The organism is Acidiphilium sp. AL (assembly GCF_025499445.1).
GTDB classification, from domain to species: Bacteria; Pseudomonadota; Alphaproteobacteria; order Acetobacterales; family Acetobacteraceae; genus Acidiphilium; species Acidiphilium iwatense.
This window is the reverse complement of record NZ_JAIMBZ010000016.1, coordinates 23193-39621: the sequence shown is the minus strand read 5'-3', so window position 1 is coordinate 39621 and position 16429 is coordinate 23193. Positions and strand designations below refer to the sequence as shown.

Here is a 16429-nt window from a genome sequence, read left to right as displayed (position 1 = left end):
TGTCGGAAATTGCACGGTCACGATTTCGCGAAGCCCCCGGAGAACGGCACCGTTCCGTTCCGGTTTCCCCGCCGCCGGCGGGCCGCCGAACCCGGCTCCGGCCCCATCTCTCCGTCCCGTCGCCGCGCCCAGCCACTCCCTCCGGCCCACATCCTTTGCTGAAACCCCGCCGTCAGAACGAAACGGCAAGGTCATTCCGGCCTGACGGAAGGTCAGCGCCCGGCAAACCAACCGCCGATGACTAAAAAAGTTTCGTTTTACTACAGGATCAATGACCTAACACGATAACAAACTATAGATTTTATCTGTTTGAACCTGTATGATGAAAATCATGCCCGCAAAAAAACAAGTAGCCCAGGAGTCGGTCGGTCAGCGGATTCGCGCCCTCCGTCTTGCCAATAACCTCACTCAGGACGAGTTCGCGCAGCAGCTCGGGGTCTCCCGCTCGGCCATCGCCCAGTGGGAGACCGACCGGGCCGGGCAGGTGCGCGAAAATCTTGAGCGCATCTCCAAGGTTCTCGGCACCTCGCTCGCCTATCTGGTCTCGGGCGAGACCGGGTCGCTGCAAGGCGACGAGCTTGCGCTGATGCGCCTCTATCGCGCCTGCGCGCCGGAGGATCGCCAGATCCTGCTCCGAACCGCGAAGCGCCTCGCCCGAAGCTGACACGGCAACGCGCCGACCTCGCCCTCGTCGCGCGCGGCCTTGCGCCCAGCCGCGCGCGCGCGCAGGCGGCGATCAAGGCCGGGCAAGTGGTCTCCGGCACCCGCGCCATCACCCGCCCAAGCGATCCGATCGACGATGACGCCCCCCTCGCACTGCTTGGCTCCGGCCATGGCTGGGTGTCGCGCGGCGGCATCAAGCTCGCCCACGCGCTCGCGTATTTCGGCCTCTCGCCGGCCGGGCGCATCTGTCTCGATATCGGCGCCTCGACCGGCGGCTTCACCGAGGTTCTGTTAGCAAACGACGCAAAATACGTCTATGCGGTTGATGTTGGCCATAACCAACTCTCGGTTAGATTGCGGAACGATCCGTGTGTTCGCGTCATGGAGGAGTGCAATGCCCGGCATCTCGCGCAAGACGCGATCCCCGAGCCGATTGGCGCCCTCGTTTGCGATGTCAGCTTCATCGGCCTGCGCCTCGCCCTGCCGGCCGGTCTCGCCCTCTGCGCGCCCGGCGCCTTCGCGATCGCCCTGATCAAACCCCAGTTCGAAGCCGGGCGGGGTGCGATCGGCAAAGGCGGCATCGTGCGCGATCCCGCGATCCATCGCGCGGTCTGCGACACGATCGAAACCTGGTGGAGCGCGCTGCCATCCTGGCGCGTCATCGGCGTCACCGACAGCCCGATCGCCGGCGGCGACGGCAATCGCGAATTCCTGATCGCCGCCGAAAAATCAGCCTGAGCATTTCCGAATCAGAACGATCAGGCTTTCTTCGCCGGCAAAGCCAGCGCCAGCGACAATTCCTTCAGCCGCGCCGGCGGCACCGGCGCGGGCGCGCCCATCATCAGATCCTCGCCCTGCTGATTGAGCGGGAAGGCGATCACCTCGCGCAGATTCGGTTCGTCGGTCAGCAGCATCACCATCCGGTCGATCCCCGGCGCCGAACCGCCATGCGGCGGCGCGCCATAGCGGAACGCGTTCAGCATGCCGCCGAACCGCGCCTCGACCTCTTCCGCGCCGTACCCGGCGATCTCGAACGCCCGCAGCATGATATCCGGGCGATGATTGCGGATCGCCCCGGACGACAATTCCACCCCGTTGCACACGATGTCGTATTGAAACGCCTTGATGGTCAGCGGGTCCTGGCCGTTCAGCGCCTCAAGACCGCCCTGCGGCATCGAGAACGGGTTGTGCGAAAACCCGATCTGCCCGGTCTCCTCATCCAGTTCGAACATCGGGAAATCGACGATCCAGCAGAACCGGAATTCCGTCCCCGAAATCAATCCCAGATCATGTCCGAGCCTGGTGCGCACCGCACCGGCGAATTTCGCCGCCGCATCCCTGGCACCCGCCGCGAAAAACACCGAATCCCCCGGCTTCGCGCCACAAGCCTCGCGAATCGCCTCGCAGCGCGACGCTTCAAGATTCTTCGCGATCGGACCCTTCGCACCGCCTTCCTCGAAAACGATGTAACCCAGCCCGCCGGCACCCTCGGCGCGCGCCCATTCGTTCAATTTGTCGAAAAAGCTGCGCGGCTGGCCCGCCGTCCCCGGCGCCGGAATCGCGCGCACCACGCCGCCGCCCGCCACGATCTTCGCGAACAGCCCGAACCCCGAATCGCGAAACGCCTCGGTCACATCGGCGATTTCCAGCGGATTGCGCAAATCCGGCTTGTCCGAGCCGTATTTCAGCAGCGCCTCACCATAGGGGATGCGCGGAAACGGCCAGTCGCTGACGCGCTTGCCGCCCGAAAACGCGCGGAACAACCCGCCCAGCACCGGCTCGATCGTCGAGAACACATCCTCCTGCGTCGCGAAGCTCATTTCGAAATCCAACTGATAAAACTCGCCCGGCGCCCGATCCGCCCGGCTCGCCTCGTCGCGAAAACACGGTGCGATCTGGAAATACCGGTCGAACCCGGCCACCATCAGCAACTGCTTGAACTGCTGCGGCGCCTGCGGCAGCGCGTAGAATTTGCCCGGATGCAGCCTGGCCGGGACCAGAAAATCCCGCGCCCCTTCCGGCGAGGACGCGGTCAGGATCGGCGTGGTGAATTCGGTGAACCCGCGTGCCGTCATTTCCCGCCGCAGCCACGCGACCACCTGGGCGCGCAGCATGATGTTGCGGTGCAGCTTTTCCCGCCGCAAATCGATGAACCGGTAGCGCAGCCGCAAATCCTCGGGGAATTGCGCATCCCCCGCCACCTGGATCGGCAGCACATCGGCTGCCGACTGCACCGTGAGGTCCGCCACGCGCAGTTCGATCTCCCCGGTCGGCAGCTTCGGGTTCACCGTCCCGGCTTCGCGCGCCACCACATCCCCAGTCACGGTAATCACGCTTTCCACCCGCAGCGCCTCGGCCGCCTCGAACACCGAAGACCCGTTCGGCACCACGCATTGGGTCATCCCGAAATGATCGCGCAGATCGATGAACAGCAGCCCGCCATGGTCGCGCTTGGCGTGTATCCAGCCGGACAGCCGCGCCGCCGAACCGGCATCGGCCGCGCGCAGGGCGCCGCAATCATGGGTGCGATACTCGTGCATGGGGAACCGATCCTGAATGAAATCCGGGGCAAATGACCGGCCGGCCTCTTTTCTGTCAACCCGCCCCGTGCCACTGACCGGACATGAAGCCGCAAGCGACCTTCCCAGCACCCGTCCTGATCGCCGCCACCGCCGACCTCGCGGCACTCTGCGAGCGTCTTGCGGCGGAACCCTATGTCACGGTCGATACCGAATTCATGCGCGAGCGGACCTATTTCCCCCAGCTCTGCGTGGTCCAGCTCGGCGGTGCCACGGATGTCGCGGTGATCGACGCTCAGGCGCCGGGCCTCGATCTCGCCCCGCTCGGCGCCCTGCTCGCCAATCCGTCCGTCACCAAGGTGTTCCACGCCTGCCGCCAGGATGTCGAAATCTTTCTCCTGAAATTCGGCGCGGTTCCCACCCCGATTTTCGACACCCAGATCGCCGCCATGGTCGCCGGCTTCGGCGATCAGGTCGGTTACGACACGCTGGTCTCATCCCTCGCCGGCGGCGGCATCGACAAGGCCCATCGCTTTTCCGACTGGCAGGCACGCCCGCTCTCGGCGGCGCAGATCGAGTATGCCGCCGCCGACGTGACCTGGCTGCGCCGCGTCTATGAAGCGCTGCGCGACCGGCTGGAGCGCGATTCCCGGTTCGATTGGGTCGCCGAGGAAATGGCCGTCCTCGCCGAACCCGGCACCTACCGCACCGAACCCGAGGAAGCCTGGAAGCGCCTTAAACTGCGCGGCGCCAACCGCCGCCAGCTCGCCCTGATCCAGGCGATCGCCGCCTGGCGCGAGCGCGAGGCGATGCGCATCGACATTCCTCGCCAGCGCGTGGTCAAGGACGAGCAGATCCCCGAACTTGCCGCGATCGCCCCGTCCAACCCCGACGATCTCACCCGCGTACGCGGCCTGTCCAAGGGGTTCGCGGAAGGAAAATCAGGCACTTCGCTCCTCGCCGCCATTCGCGAGGCCAAATCCCTGCCGGACAGCGCCCTGCCCCTACTCCCCCGCGCCAACGAATTCCTCAAGCCATCCCCGGCCATGGTCGCATTATTGAAAGTCCTCCTCGCCGAGTGCGCCAGCGCCCATCACGTCGCCGCGCGGCTGATCGCCTCGTCGGAGGATATCGACCGTCTCGCCGGCGAGGATGCGCCCGACCTGCCCTGCCTGCACGGCTGGCGCGCCGAGATTTTCGGCACCGACGCGCTCCGCCTCAAGGCGGGCAAAATCGCCCTCGCCGCCCGCGGCAAACGGATCGAAACCATCGACCTGCCCGCCTGACCCCGAACCCTCCGAGCATCGCGAGATCGCAACTCGCCGGCGACGGCTCATCTTGGATCGGATGAACCAACACCGTCATAAGACAAGCGTGATCGACCGAAAGTCATCGCGCTCTCAGAATCATGAACTACCAGGCAAACCGGGGCGTAACCGCGCCCGGCCGGACGCCGAACCGCTCCGCCTCCGCGCTGAGCCCAGCCTCGCCGGCACCGGCCAGAATGCCGGTGCGCACCAGAAGCGTGCGGCAGCCCTGCGCCGCCGCCCCGGCGATATCGTGCTCGATACTGTCGCCCACACCGAAAATCCGCGCGTGCGGCATTCCCGGCAGGAGTAAAAACGCCGCCTGATACAGCTTCGGATGCGGCTTGCCGAACCAGCGCACAGTGCCCCCCGCCACGCGATACGCCTCGGCCAGCGCCCCGGCGCCCGGATGCAGCGCTCCATCGGCCAGCATCAGCCGATCCGGGTTGGTGCAGATCGCGGGAACTCCGCGCGCCGCCGCCGCCGCCATCCGCGCCCACAGCGCGTCGTAGCCGTAGCGGTCGGTCTCGGAACCGGCGATCATCACCAGATCGGCCCGATCGGCATCCGCCACCAGCTCGATATCGAAGCCTTCCAGAATATCGAGCGCGGGGTCGCGCGCGAACAGCAGAACCCGGCAGCGCCGGTGCAGCACCTCCGGCGGGTCCGCGCGCAGCGCGGCCCAGCCCACCTCGCCGGAACACAGCGAGGCATCGTAGCATTCCGGCCCGATCCCCATGGCGGCGAGCCGGCGATCATTGTTCGCCGCGCGCCGTCCCGAGTTCGACAGCAGAATGACCACCTTCCCGGCAGCGCGCAGCCGCCTCAGCGTCTCCGCCGCCCCCGGATAGGGTTTTGCTCCGTCATGGATCGTGCCGAACTGGTCGATCAGGAACGCATCCGCCTCGTCCATCAGCGCCGACAGACCCGGAATCATCCGCATGACGCGAGCCCCAGCAGCGCGAGCCGTGCCGTGCCATAGGCCGCCTCGGTCTGCCGTGCCGCCACCACCTCGACCCCCAGAATCCGCGCGCGCAAAGCAGTCCATACCGGGTTCACCGCGCCGCCGCCCACCGTCAGCACCCGGCGCACCGGCGGCGCGCCCAGCTCGGCGAGCCGCCGGTAGCCCAGCGCCTCGATCCGCGCCAACCCCTCCAGCAGCCCGTGCAGAAACCGCGCATCGTCATCCGGGCGCGGCTCCAACCTTGGCCGCAAGCCGGGATCGTTGACCGGAAACCGCTCGCCCGGCGCGGGCAGCGGATAGTAATCGAGCCCGGAATCCCGCGCCGGATCGATCCGCGCCGAAAGTTCCGCGATCCGCTCGGGCGCGAAAAACTGCGCGAGCACCGCCGCTCCGGCATTCGCGGCACCACCGGGCAGGAACTGCCCGAGCAGCCGATGGCTGTAGATACCATGATTGGGCGCGAACACCGGCCGGTCCGACAGCAGCTTCAGTGTCAGGGTCGAGCCCAGCGCCGTCACCCCGTCGCCCGCCCGCGCGGCGCCGGTCGCGAGGAACGAGGCACAGCCATCGGTGGTCCCGGCGACGATCCGCGCATCCGCGCGGAACCCGAAGCGCGCCGCGGCGTCCCGCCCGACCGCGCCGATCACCACCCCCGGCTCGACCACGCGCGGCAGCAGCGAAACATCGAGCCCGAGCCGCCCGATCCAGCCCGGCCACCCGCCCGCGACCGGATCATAGCCCGATTTCAGCGTGTTATTGGCATCCGACACGCCGAGCGGCGCGCCCAGACGATGCGCCACCCAATCCGCCTCATGCAAAACATGGGCAAGCCCAGGCCGATCAAGGAGCGAAACCATCCGCCCAAGCGGCGAGGTCTCGCCATGCGCGGCACTGTCCCGCGGGGCAACCCCGGCGATGCGCGCGACCGCATCCGGCGCCGCCCGGTCATTATAGAGCGAGGCCGGGCCGAGCGGCGCACCCTTCGCATCCGTCGCGAGGATCGTGCCCGACGTGCCATCGACCGCGATGGCATCCACCGCGCCCGGATCGGTCGAAGCGCACAGCACCTCCAGCGCCGCCCCGACCGCCCGCCAGATCGATCCGGGATCGCGCCGGTTCTCCGCCGCGATCCGTGCGGACCCCTGGCCGAGCACCGCCCCGCCCGCATCGATCGCGACCGCCCGAACCCCGGAGGTGCCGAGATCGATCCCGAGCCCGACCCTCACCGCCTCAGCCCCTGCCGATAGGTCTCCGCCTCCCAGCCGAGCAGCGCCGCCTCGTCCGCCTGGCTCAGCGCCACAAGCGGCGCTCCGGGCGGAATCCGTGCCGCGACATCGGCGAGACAGCGCGCCATCGCCAGCGCGGAGGTCGAAGCGTCGCGCCGCAGCAGCGCCCCCGCGCCTGGCACCAAAGCCAATGGCGCGGTCGCTTTCGGCCATTCCGCCGCGCCGGGGCCAAGAAAAATCACATGATCGGGATAGAGCGACCCCGCCCGCGCGACCGCAAGACACACCGGATCGGTCGCCAGCGCGTGCAGCGCAGCGTCGGTCGCGGGCACATAATCGGTGCCGTCCGCCAGGGCGGCCAGACGCCCGATATCGGCTTCCGGCGCCGGGCGCGGCGCCACCGCGAGCCGTTCCGCCACGGTATCGAGCAGCGCCATCGCCGCCGCGACCGTTTCGGCGCACACGGTCAGGCCGTGATTGCCGAGCACGTAAATGTCGAAGCCCGGCTGCGCCGCCACCGCCTCGGCCAATGGCTGGCCGGGCCGCACATAGGGAACGAACGTCCAGAGCAGGCCATCAAGCGCGCGCGCCAGAATTTCCGGCGCATCTTCGCGCACCGCGACGGCGATGGTCGCGACGCAATGCACATGCAGCACCACGCGCCCCGGCAGCAGCGCGTGCATCGCGGTCTCGATCGAGGGGCGCAGCGCGGTGTCGTCGCGCACGAATCGCTGGACACTCTCGACATCCTCGCCGCACGCGAACGCGTGGCACAGCGCGCTGAGCGCTACCGGCACCATGATGTCGCGCGCCTCTGCATCCGCCAGCCACTGGCCGGACGCCTTGATCCAAAGCGTATCGTCGAGCTTGACCGAAGTATTGCCGCCCGCCGCCTGCACGCGCAGCCGGTCCGCCCCGAGCCGCGCCGACGCCGCCGCCAGCTCGGCAAGCGCCGTCACGATGCCGCCATCCACTTGGTGAACTCCACCTGCTCCGCTTGCGTCAGATGCAGCCCGTGCTTGGTGCGCCGGAGCAGAATATCCTCGGCGGTCAGCGCCCACTCGGTGCGGCGCAGAAACTCCGCCTCGATTTCATGGAGCAGCCCGCCGAAATGCCGGCCAAGCGAGCCCATGCCGCGCGCATCTCCCAGCATCTCGCGCGCCCGCGTGCCGTAAAGCCGCGCGTAGTGATGCGCCAAAGTCATCGGCAGAAACGGATATTCGCGGGACAGCGCCGCGAGAAATTCATCGAAATCGGCGTTCTGCATCTCGCCGCCGGGCAGCGAAGCCGTCGCGGTCCACGCGCCGGACGCGCCGTTCAGGAACGGCCTGAGCTTGTCCAGCGCGTGCTCGGCGAGCTTGCGATAGGTGGTGATCTTGCCGCCGAACACCGACAGCAGCGGCGCCTCGCCGGGAAGGTGGTCGATATCGAACACATAATCCCGCGTCACCGCCGAGGGGTTCGCCGCAAGGTCGTCATAGAGCGGCCGCACGCCGGAAAATTCGCTGACGATATCGGCCTCGGTCAAGTGCACCTTCATGTAGCGATTGACGACACGCAAGAGATACCGGCGCTCCGCGTCCTCGACCGCGACATCCTCGGCCGCGCCCTCATAGGGAATGTCGGTGGTGCCGATCAGGCAGAGATCGTCCTCGTAAGGGTTGACGAAAATCACCCGCTTGTCGTCGTTCTGCAACAGGTAGGCCTGCGGCCCCTTCCAGAATTTTTTCACGACGATATGGCTGCCCTTGACCAGCCGCACCTTCGCCGGCGTATTCAGTCCGGCCACGCCCCGCATCACCTCGGCGACCCACGGCCCGGCGGCATTGACCAGGATGCGTGACGTCACGGTTTCTGTCGCGCCGTTATGATCGTCCAGCGTCACCTGCCAGACCCCATCCGCGCGCCGTGCCGAAGCCGCCGCCGTGCGCGGACGAACCTCGGCACCGCGCCGCGCCGCGTCCAGCACGTTCAGCACCACCAGCCGCGCGTCATCGACCCAGCAATCGGAATACTCGAAGCCGCGCGGGAATCCGTCCTTCACCGCATCGCCTTCGGGCGCGCGCCGCAGATCGAGCGCCCGGCTGGCGGGAAGCCTCTCGCGCCCGCCGAGATGATCGTAGAGAAACAGCCCGATCCGCACCATCCAGGCCGGCCGCTGCTCCGGGCTGTGCGGCAGCACGAAGCGCATCGGCCAGACGATATGGGGTGCGGCGCGCAGCAGCACCTCGCGCTCGATCAGCGCCTCGCGCACCAGGCGGAACTCGTAATACTCCAGATAACGCAGCCCGCCATGCACCAACTTGCCCGAGCGCGACGAGGTGCCTTCGGCGAAATCGCCTTTCTCGCACAGCAGGGTTTTCAACCCCCGTCCCGCCGCGTCGCGCGCGATCCCCGCCCCGTTGATGCCGCCGCCGATGACGACGAGATCGTAGTCAGAATTCATGCGGCGCTCGCCGTCTCGTCCTGAATGCCGTAGCCGGAAAACTGCGCCAGGGTCGCGTCGATATCCGCCCTGGTCAGGATATGCGGATTGCCCAGAACCAGCACGTGGTAGTATTGCCGAGCGATCGTCTCCAGCTCGACCGCGCGCCACATCGCCTTGTCCAGATTTTCACCCAGCGCGATCATGCCGTGATTGGCGAGCAAACAGCCCATCCGATCGCGCAGCGCTTCCACCGCATGAACCGACAATGCCTTGGTGCCGAACGTCGCATAGGGCGCGCAGCGGATATCGGTGCCCCCGAACGCCGCGATCATGTAGTGGCACGCTTCGATATTCTTGCGCGCGATCGCCAGCACCGTCGCGAAGGTCGGGTGCGAATGCACGATCGCATTCACCTCGGGCCTTGCCCGCATGATGTCGAGATGAAACCGCCATTCGGTCGAGGGTTTTTTCGGCCCGGTCCAGGTGCCGTATTCGCCCTCGATCGGCATCGCCGCGACCATCTCCGGCTCGATCAGGTGATAGGGCGTGGCCGAAGGCGAAATCAGCATCATGCCGTCATGGCGCACGCTGATATTGCCGGACGTGCCCTGGTTGATGCCGAGCGCGTTCATCTGCTGGCAGGCGTGGATCAGGGCTTTGCGGATCGAAAGTTCGGTCATGGTGGAACGGCTCCTGTTAGACGGATCAGCACGGGTTGAGCGCGGGTTCGCCGGCGATGAACCGGCGCAGCTCCTCGGCCGCCGCTTCGGCCGCGACGGTCACGGTCTTCACCGAGGCGCCGGCGATATGCGGCGTCAGCGTCACGTTCGGCAGATCGAGCAGCGTCCAGTCCGCCGGCACCGGCTCGATCCCGAACGTATCCAGCGCCGCACCGCCCAGTTGGCCGGATCGCAGTGCCGCGGTCAACGCATCGTAATCCACCAGCGGGCCGCGCGCGGTATTGATCAGATAGGCGCCGCGCTTCATCGCGCCGAGCCGCGCGGCGCTCATCATCCCCCTAGTCTCTTCGGTCACGCGCGGATGCAGCGTCACCACATCCGCCTCCGCTAACAGAGCGTCAAGTGCTGCCGCTTCCACCCCATCCGCGCGATCCGCATCCGAAAGACCAACATAAGGGTCATACACCAGAATCCGGCAACCGAACGGTTTCAACAACCGCACTACCCGCGCGCCGATATGGCCGTAGCCGATCACGCCGACGGTCAGTTCCGACAATTCCCGCCCGGTCAGATCGGCGCGATACAGATCGCCCCGCCAGTCATGCGCACGCAGCGAGTCATGCCCGATGCCGATCAGCCGCGTCTGCGCCAGAATCGCGCCGATGGTGAATTCGGCGACCGCGCTCGCGTTGCGCCCCGGCGTATTGACCACGCGAATCTGGCGCGATTTCGCCGCCCGCATGTCGATATTCACCGGTCCGCCGCGCGACACCGCGATCAGCCGCAGCCGGGTCATCCGCTCCAGCATCCGCGCCGAAACCGGAGCCAGATGCGTCACCAGGATCTCGGCAGTGCCGACGAACGCCGCGATCATGTCGGGATCGCCCTGATATTCCTTCAGCCCGTCCATCCCGGCTTTCGCATAGCCGTGCTCCATCGGCTCGTCAGGCCAGGGCAGCGTCATGCTGCGCAGCGACACCGCATCGCCGCAGCGCGCGCGGATCGCGGTCTCGAATTTCTCTGGGCGCATGAAATTATCGCCGATCACCGCGCAATCGCGCGTTTCAGTGTCCATGCCGCGCCTCCTGGAATCGTCCGAATTCGTGCCAAAATCCGGGCATAGCCGCGCGCGCGTGCTGATACACCGGCACTAACGGCGCGTACGTCGCGGCGAGCACCGGATCGGGCGTCTCCGTCTCGCCGAGCAGCGGCACTACCCAGCTTTTCGCGCAATGCGCCATGTCCCGCATGATCCCGAGCGACACCGCGGCGATCATCGCCGCCCCCAGCGCGCCGCTGCCATGTTCCTTGATGATCCGCACCTTCCGGTTCACCACCGCCGCGAAAATCCGCCGCATCGTGTCCGAGCGCGACGCCCCGCCGGTGATGCTGATCACCGAAGGCGCGCCGCCCATCGCCGCATAACAATCCGCCGCGCCTAGCGCGAGGCCTTCGTAAATCGCCCGCATCATCCCCGGCAGATCGAGGCTGCGGTCGAACCCGGCAAGGCTCGCGCGCGCCCGCGCATCGGTGAACGGCCCGCGCTCGCCCGCCGCCAAAATATAGGGATGATACATCGCCTGTGCCGGCGTCGCCGCAAGCACCGCCGCGTCCAGTACCCGCAGCATCGAAGCATGATCCGAGGAGTGCCCCGCCATCCGCACCGCCTGGTCGGCAATACCCACCAGCCAGTCGATGTTCAGTGTCGCCGCCAGGGACGATTGCAACAAGGCGGTCTTGCCCGGCACCGGAAACACCATCCGGTAGCCGCTCAGCGGCGCGTCCTGCGGGCGGTCGAAATCGTCATCGGCGAGCCGGATATTCATCCCGGTGCTGCCGATGATCGAGGTGCCGCAATCCTCCCCGGTGCCGTAAATCCCGGCCCCCAGCGCGCTGCACACCACATCGACATAGCCGAGCACCACCGGCAACCCCGGCGTTAGTCCAAGCCGCCGCGCCGCCGCCCTGCTCAACGCATGATGCACGCGCGTGCCGTCGGTTACCGGCGGCAGCATATGCCGGTATTTCGCCAGCCCCAGCGCATCGATCGTGACATCCGAATAACCGCGCTTGCGCCAGGAGCCGAAAGTGAAACTTCCCTCCGACGGATCGGTCGCGCGCTCGCCGGTCAGGTTGAAATAAAGCCAGTCCTTGCAATGCATCGCGGTCGCGGCGCGGGCGATCTGCTCGGGCCGGTTTTCCGCGAGCCAGAGCAACTGGCCGGATTGCTGGCAGGCGGCGGGCCCGGTTCCCGATTCGCGGAAAATCACCCGTCCCGCGTCACTTTCCCTGATCCGCTCGATGATCGGCCCCGCCCTGCCGTCCAGCCACAGCAAAGCCGGTCCCACCGGTTCGCCAGCTTCATCGATCAGCCAGGTGCCGTCGCCCTGGCCGGTCACCGCGAGCCCGACAACCTCCGCGTCATCGAGTTTTTCCACCACGGCGGCGATAGTCGCGGCGGCTTCGTCCCAGGTCCGCGCCATGTCCTGCTCGGCGACACCGCCCGGCGCCTCGCGATACTGGTTGCGCCGGCTCTCGATCGCTACCGGATCGCCCGCGATATCGAGCGCCACCGCCTTCATCATCGAGGTTCCGGCATCCAGCGCGATGATGAGCTGCCGCGCGCTCACGAAGCCGCCCCATGCGCCAGCGCCGCCCCGCTCTCGGCATCGAACACGTGCAGATCGTCGGGGTCGAAACCGAACCCGATCGTCTCGCCGAGCCGCGCCGCAATGCGTGTCGGGTGAATCGCGATCAGCATCCGCCCCGTCGCCTCGATCGCGACATGCGCCTGATCGCCGAGCCACTGGTTGGAGACCATGACGCCGCGATAGTCGTCACGCCCGAGATGCAGCCGGTGCGGCCGTAATCCCAGCACCACCCGGCGTCCATGGGCGAGCCCGCGCGGCGCCGCCACCGGAATCCGCAGCGCGACAGCCCCCGCCGCATCGAGCGCGTCATAGCCCGCTTCGGTGACGATGCCGGGCAGCGTGTTCATCGGCGGCTCGCCGAAAAACGTCGCGACGAACAAATTCGCCGGCCGGTCGCGCAACTCGGCCGGCGTGCCGTATTGCTGCAACACCCCCGCCTCCATCACCGCGATCCGGTCCGCCATCGCGTTCGCCTCGCCCTGGTCGTGGGTCACCAGAACCGCGGTATAGCCGCGCTCCTGGATCCGCGCCTTCACCCGCCCGCGCAGCACCGCGCGCAATTGCGGTTCGAGCTGCCCCATCGGCTCGTCGAGCAGATGCAGCTCGGCGTTGCGGATCAGCGCCCGCGCGAGCGAGGCGCGCTGCTGCTGCCCGCCTGACAATCCGTTAGGTCGCCGGTTCAGAATCGGGCCGATTTCCAGAAGCTCCGCCACTTCCTTCACCTGCGCGGATGCCGTCGCCGCCTGCGTTCTGTCGCCGCGCAATGCAAACCCGATATTCTCGGCAATGGTGAGCGGCGGATACAGCGCGTAACCCTCGAACGCCATCGCCACCCGGCGCTGCGCCGGCGCCAGATGGTCGATCCGCCGCCCGGCGAGATTGATCGTGCCGCTGCTCACCGTCTCGAATCCGGCAATCATCCGCAGGGTCGAGGTCTTGCCGCAGCCCGACGACCCGAGCAGCGCGATGATCTCGCCGTCCTTGACCTCAAGGTCCATGGTGCGCACCGCATGAACCGGATGGCGCGATCCCTCGCCATAAATCTTGCTGACTGATTCGAGGTTCAGGCTCATGCCGCGATCTCCTCGGAAGACGGCGCCGCCGCCACGCACAGCCCGGTCGCGGCGTCGAACAGCGCGCCCAACCCAGGCTCCGCACCGATCCAGATATGCGAGCCGTGCGGCGGCGGCGTGTCGTGACTCGCCACCAGTTCGGTGCCGTCCTCGGTGCGCAGCAGCACCAGATACCGCTCGTTCATCGGCGTCACCGCGACGATCTGCGCCGCGACCCGCCCCGTCTCCGGCTCGGAAAACAGCATGACCGCTTCAGGACGAATCCCGAACACCGGCTCGCGCGGCGGTGCCGCATCGAAGCCGAACACCAGCCCCGCCGCGCGTACGAGCGTACCCGAACCACGCGCCTGGCCATGCGCCGCGATCAGGTTCATCGGCGGATCGCCGAACAGCCGCGCGATCGCGATGGTTGCCGGCCGGTCATACACCTCGTCGGCCAGGGCGAACTGCGCGATCTCGCCATCGATCAGCACCGCGACCCGGTCGCCGATCGCCATCGCCTCACGAAAATCCTGCGTCACATAAATCGCCGCCGTCTCGCGCTTAGCCAGCAAACGCGGCAGTTCGATGCGCATCTCGTAGCGCAGTTTCGCATCCACGTTGCGCAGCGGATCGTCGAACAGAATCAGCTTCGGCTCGCCCACCAGAGCGCGCGCCAGCGCGGTGCGCTGCTTCTGTCCGTTCGAAAGCTGGCGCGGAAAATGATCGAGTACGTGATCGATCCGCAGCAATTCGGCGACCGATTTCACCTTCGCCGCGATCGGCGCGGTGTCGAGCTTCCGCGCGCGCAGCGGACTCGCGATATTCTCTCGCGCCGGCATGTGCGGATACAGCGCGAAATTCTGGAACGCCATGCCGAGATGCCGCGCCTCCGGCGGATCGCGCGACACATCCCGCCCCGCCAGAACCACCTGCCCGACCGCCCCCGGCTCCAGCCCGGCGATCGCGCGCAGCATCACCGTCTTGCCCACGCCGGACGGTCCGAACAGAACCACCCGCTCATTCTGCCGCACGTCGAGATCGACATCGCGCAGCACGTGGTGGGTGCCGTAACGAACCGACAGTGACGTAACAATGAGCGCGCTCATCCTTTTACCGCTCCCAGGCTCAACCCTTCGACCAGCCAGCGCTGCGCGTAGAGCGCGATCGCCAGGGTCGGAATGATCGACAAAACCACCGCCGCCGCGATCTGACCATACTGAATGCCCGAGGCGGTGACGAAGGCCAGCGCGCCCAATGTCACCGGCTGCTTCGAACCCGAGGCAAGCACCAGCGCAAAAATGAAATTGTTCCACGCGAAAATGAACGCGAGCAGCCCCGCCGCCGCGATGCCCGGCCGCGCCAGCGGAATCGCGATTTTCAGAAATCCCTTGAGCCAGGAATGGCCATCGACGCGATAGGCATATTCGATGTCCGGGCTCGCATCCTCGAAATAGCCGCGCACGATCCACAGAATCAGTGGCAGGGTGATGAGCTGATAAATCCAGATCAGTCCGATATAGGTATTGTCGAGCCCGACCCGCTGGAATTCGAGCGACAGCGGCAGCAGCACCAGCAGGGGTGGCGCGAATTTCAGGGATAGCAGGGTAAACGCCATATCCTCGCCGAGTCGGAACTTGTAGCGCGCGAACGCATAGGCCGCCGGCACGCCAAGCACCAAGGCAACGATCACCGACAATGCCGACAGCAGGAACGAGTTCCACAGATTATGCATGAACGCGATGTTCAGCGTGCCCACCGAGGTTTTCAGATGCCCGGTGATCAACGCCGTGTAATTCATCAGCGTCGGCGGAAAAATCAGCTTCGGCGGCAGCGACAATATTTCCGCATTGGTCTGCAACGACATCACCACGATCCAGAAGATCGGGAACATGAAGAACAGCACGACCAGCAACAGTGCCACACCCCGCAGGGATTTCAGGATCATGTCACGCACCGGCCTTGCTCCGTTCGCGCATCGCGTGCCATTGATTGACGAATAGCTTCGACAACCCGAAGGTAATCGCCCACAGTACCATCAGGATCGCGGAGGACCGGCCGACATTGGTGTTCTGGTAGAAATCGATATAGGATCGGATCTGAAACACCATCAGCGAATCCCCCGGCCCACCCTGGGTCATTCCATACACGATGCTGAACTCCTGAATCGCGGACAGCAGACGAAACAGCGTCGCGGTGATGATGTAAGGCATCAGCATCGGCAGCGTGATCCGAAAGAACACGAACCGCGCCGGCACGCCGTCGAGTTTCGCCGCCTCGAAGGGCTGGGTCGGCAGGCTGCGCAGCCCGGCCAGCAGCAGGATCATGATGAACGGCGTATTCACCCACATGTCGATCAGAATGACGGTGAACATCGCGGTATCCGGGCTCGACGCCCAGCGAAAATTGGTGAACCCCAATCCGTTGACGATCCAGGCATAGACTCCGAAATTCGGGTTGGTCATCAGCTTCCAAATCAGCGAGGCGATCACCGGTGCGACCATCAGCGGCATCAGCAGCGCGACCGAGATGATATTGTTCAGCTTGCTGCGCTCGCGTAGCAGAAGGGCTATGCCAAGGCCGAGCAGCAATTCGAAAATCACGCTGGCACCCATGTAAACCATCGAGACCACGATGGTGTGCCAGAACGTGCCGCTGGAAAACAGATCGATATAGTTGCCGATTCCGACGAAATGCCGGCCGGTCGGAAACGCCATGTTATAGGATTCGAGACTGTACCAGACCGCGGTGAAAAACGGAATCAGAATGCCGATGCACACGATCAGCGCTGGCAGGCTGAGCAGATAGGGCAGCGGATTCGCCCGCCGCCGCGCTGGCTTGGCGGTAATCAACTCGGGATGCGTCGCGATATCGTTCATCGGCTGCTTTCCTGGGAATAGTCGCGGTTGGCGCGGCACGAGGGGAGCGATCTCGCGCCG

General features: G+C 66.2%; 15 protein-coding genes. 3 read left to right on the top strand and 12 right to left on the bottom strand.

Features of this window, described 5'->3' with window-relative positions; all coding sequences use genetic code 11:
* Positions 1 to 331: 331 nt before the first annotated feature.
* Positions 332 to 664 carry a helix-turn-helix domain-containing protein gene (locus tag AiwAL_RS11005; RefSeq protein ID WP_235704370.1) on the top strand — a complete coding sequence of 111 codons (333 nt, stop codon included), beginning with the start codon at positions 332 to 334 and terminating at the stop codon, positions 662 to 664.
* A complete protein-coding gene (locus AiwAL_RS11000) occupies positions 661 to 1401 on the top strand; it encodes a TlyA family RNA methyltransferase (protein ID WP_262312700.1) in 741 nt (246 codons plus the stop codon). Before AiwAL_RS11005 ends, AiwAL_RS11000 begins: the two co-directional genes overlap by 4 nt.
* Positions 1402 to 1421: 20 nt before the next feature.
* Here the strand turns inward: AiwAL_RS11000 and aspS are convergent, their stop codons facing one another.
* On the bottom strand, positions 1422 to 3203 hold the full coding sequence (aspS, locus tag AiwAL_RS10995; RefSeq protein WP_262312687.1) for an aspartate--tRNA ligase: 1782 nt from the start codon (positions 3201 to 3203) through the stop codon (positions 1422 to 1424).
* A gap of 83 nt (positions 3204 to 3286) precedes the next feature.
* On the opposite strand from aspS, the gene rnd reads away from it, so the two are divergent.
* The gene (gene rnd, locus AiwAL_RS10990; protein WP_235704368.1) at positions 3287 to 4468 is read left to right on the top strand and encodes a ribonuclease D; all 1182 of its coding nucleotides are present in this window, start codon (positions 3287 to 3289) and stop codon (positions 4466 to 4468) included.
* A 127-nt stretch (positions 4469 to 4595) separates the two neighbouring features.
* Here rnd and AiwAL_RS10985 read toward each other — a convergent pair whose 3' ends face one another.
* The 11 genes from AiwAL_RS10985 to AiwAL_RS10935 are packed head-to-tail and all read right to left on the bottom strand — an operon-like array spanning position 4596 to position 16369.
* On the bottom strand, positions 4596 to 5432 hold the full coding sequence (locus tag AiwAL_RS10985; protein ID WP_235704367.1) for a TIGR01459 family HAD-type hydrolase: 837 nt from the start codon (positions 5430 to 5432) through the stop codon (positions 4596 to 4598).
* On the bottom strand, positions 5423 to 6679 hold the full coding sequence (locus AiwAL_RS10980) for an FGGY-family carbohydrate kinase (RefSeq protein WP_235704366.1): 1257 nt from the start codon (positions 6677 to 6679) through the stop codon (positions 5423 to 5425). Before AiwAL_RS10980 ends, AiwAL_RS10985 begins: the two co-directional genes overlap by 10 nt.
* Positions 6676 to 7653, bottom strand: coding sequence for a class II aldolase/adducin family protein (locus AiwAL_RS10975; protein ID WP_235704365.1), 978 nt, complete (start codon positions 7651 to 7653; stop codon positions 6676 to 6678). Before AiwAL_RS10975 ends, AiwAL_RS10980 begins: the two co-directional genes overlap by 4 nt.
* Positions 7635 to 9125 (bottom strand): glycerol-3-phosphate dehydrogenase, encoded by a 1491-nt coding sequence (locus AiwAL_RS10970; protein WP_235704364.1) that lies wholly within the window; start codon positions 9123 to 9125, stop codon positions 7635 to 7637. Before AiwAL_RS10970 ends, AiwAL_RS10975 begins: the two co-directional genes overlap by 19 nt.
* A complete protein-coding gene (locus AiwAL_RS10965) occupies positions 9122 to 9787 on the bottom strand; it encodes a class II aldolase/adducin family protein (protein ID WP_235704363.1) in 666 nt (221 codons plus the stop codon). The genes AiwAL_RS10970 and AiwAL_RS10965 overlap by 4 nt, the downstream gene beginning before the upstream one ends.
* A 25-nt stretch (positions 9788 to 9812) precedes the next feature.
* Positions 9813 to 10862 (bottom strand): 2-hydroxyacid dehydrogenase, encoded by a 1050-nt coding sequence (locus tag AiwAL_RS10960; RefSeq protein WP_262312686.1) that lies wholly within the window; start codon positions 10860 to 10862, stop codon positions 9813 to 9815.
* Positions 10852 to 12417, bottom strand: a complete 1566-nt coding sequence (locus AiwAL_RS10955) for an FGGY-family carbohydrate kinase (RefSeq protein WP_262312685.1) — start codon at positions 12415 to 12417, stop codon at positions 10852 to 10854. The genes AiwAL_RS10960 and AiwAL_RS10955 overlap by 11 nt, the downstream gene beginning before the upstream one ends.
* The gene (locus AiwAL_RS10950; RefSeq protein ID WP_262312684.1) at positions 12414 to 13511 is read right to left on the bottom strand and encodes an ABC transporter ATP-binding protein; all 1098 of its coding nucleotides are present in this window, start codon (positions 13509 to 13511) and stop codon (positions 12414 to 12416) included. The genes AiwAL_RS10955 and AiwAL_RS10950 overlap by 4 nt, the downstream gene beginning before the upstream one ends.
* Positions 13508 to 14599 (bottom strand): ABC transporter ATP-binding protein, encoded by a 1092-nt coding sequence (locus tag AiwAL_RS10945; protein WP_235704359.1) that lies wholly within the window; start codon positions 14597 to 14599, stop codon positions 13508 to 13510. Before AiwAL_RS10945 ends, AiwAL_RS10950 begins: the two co-directional genes overlap by 4 nt.
* Positions 14596 to 15438 (bottom strand): carbohydrate ABC transporter permease, encoded by an 843-nt coding sequence (locus AiwAL_RS10940; RefSeq protein WP_262312699.1) that lies wholly within the window; start codon positions 15436 to 15438, stop codon positions 14596 to 14598. Before AiwAL_RS10940 ends, AiwAL_RS10945 begins: the two co-directional genes overlap by 4 nt.
* Before the next feature lies 1 nt (position 15439).
* The gene (locus AiwAL_RS10935) at positions 15440 to 16369 is read right to left on the bottom strand and encodes a carbohydrate ABC transporter permease (protein WP_262312683.1); all 930 of its coding nucleotides are present in this window, start codon (positions 16367 to 16369) and stop codon (positions 15440 to 15442) included.
* Between the last annotated feature and the right edge of the window lie 60 nt (positions 16370 to 16429).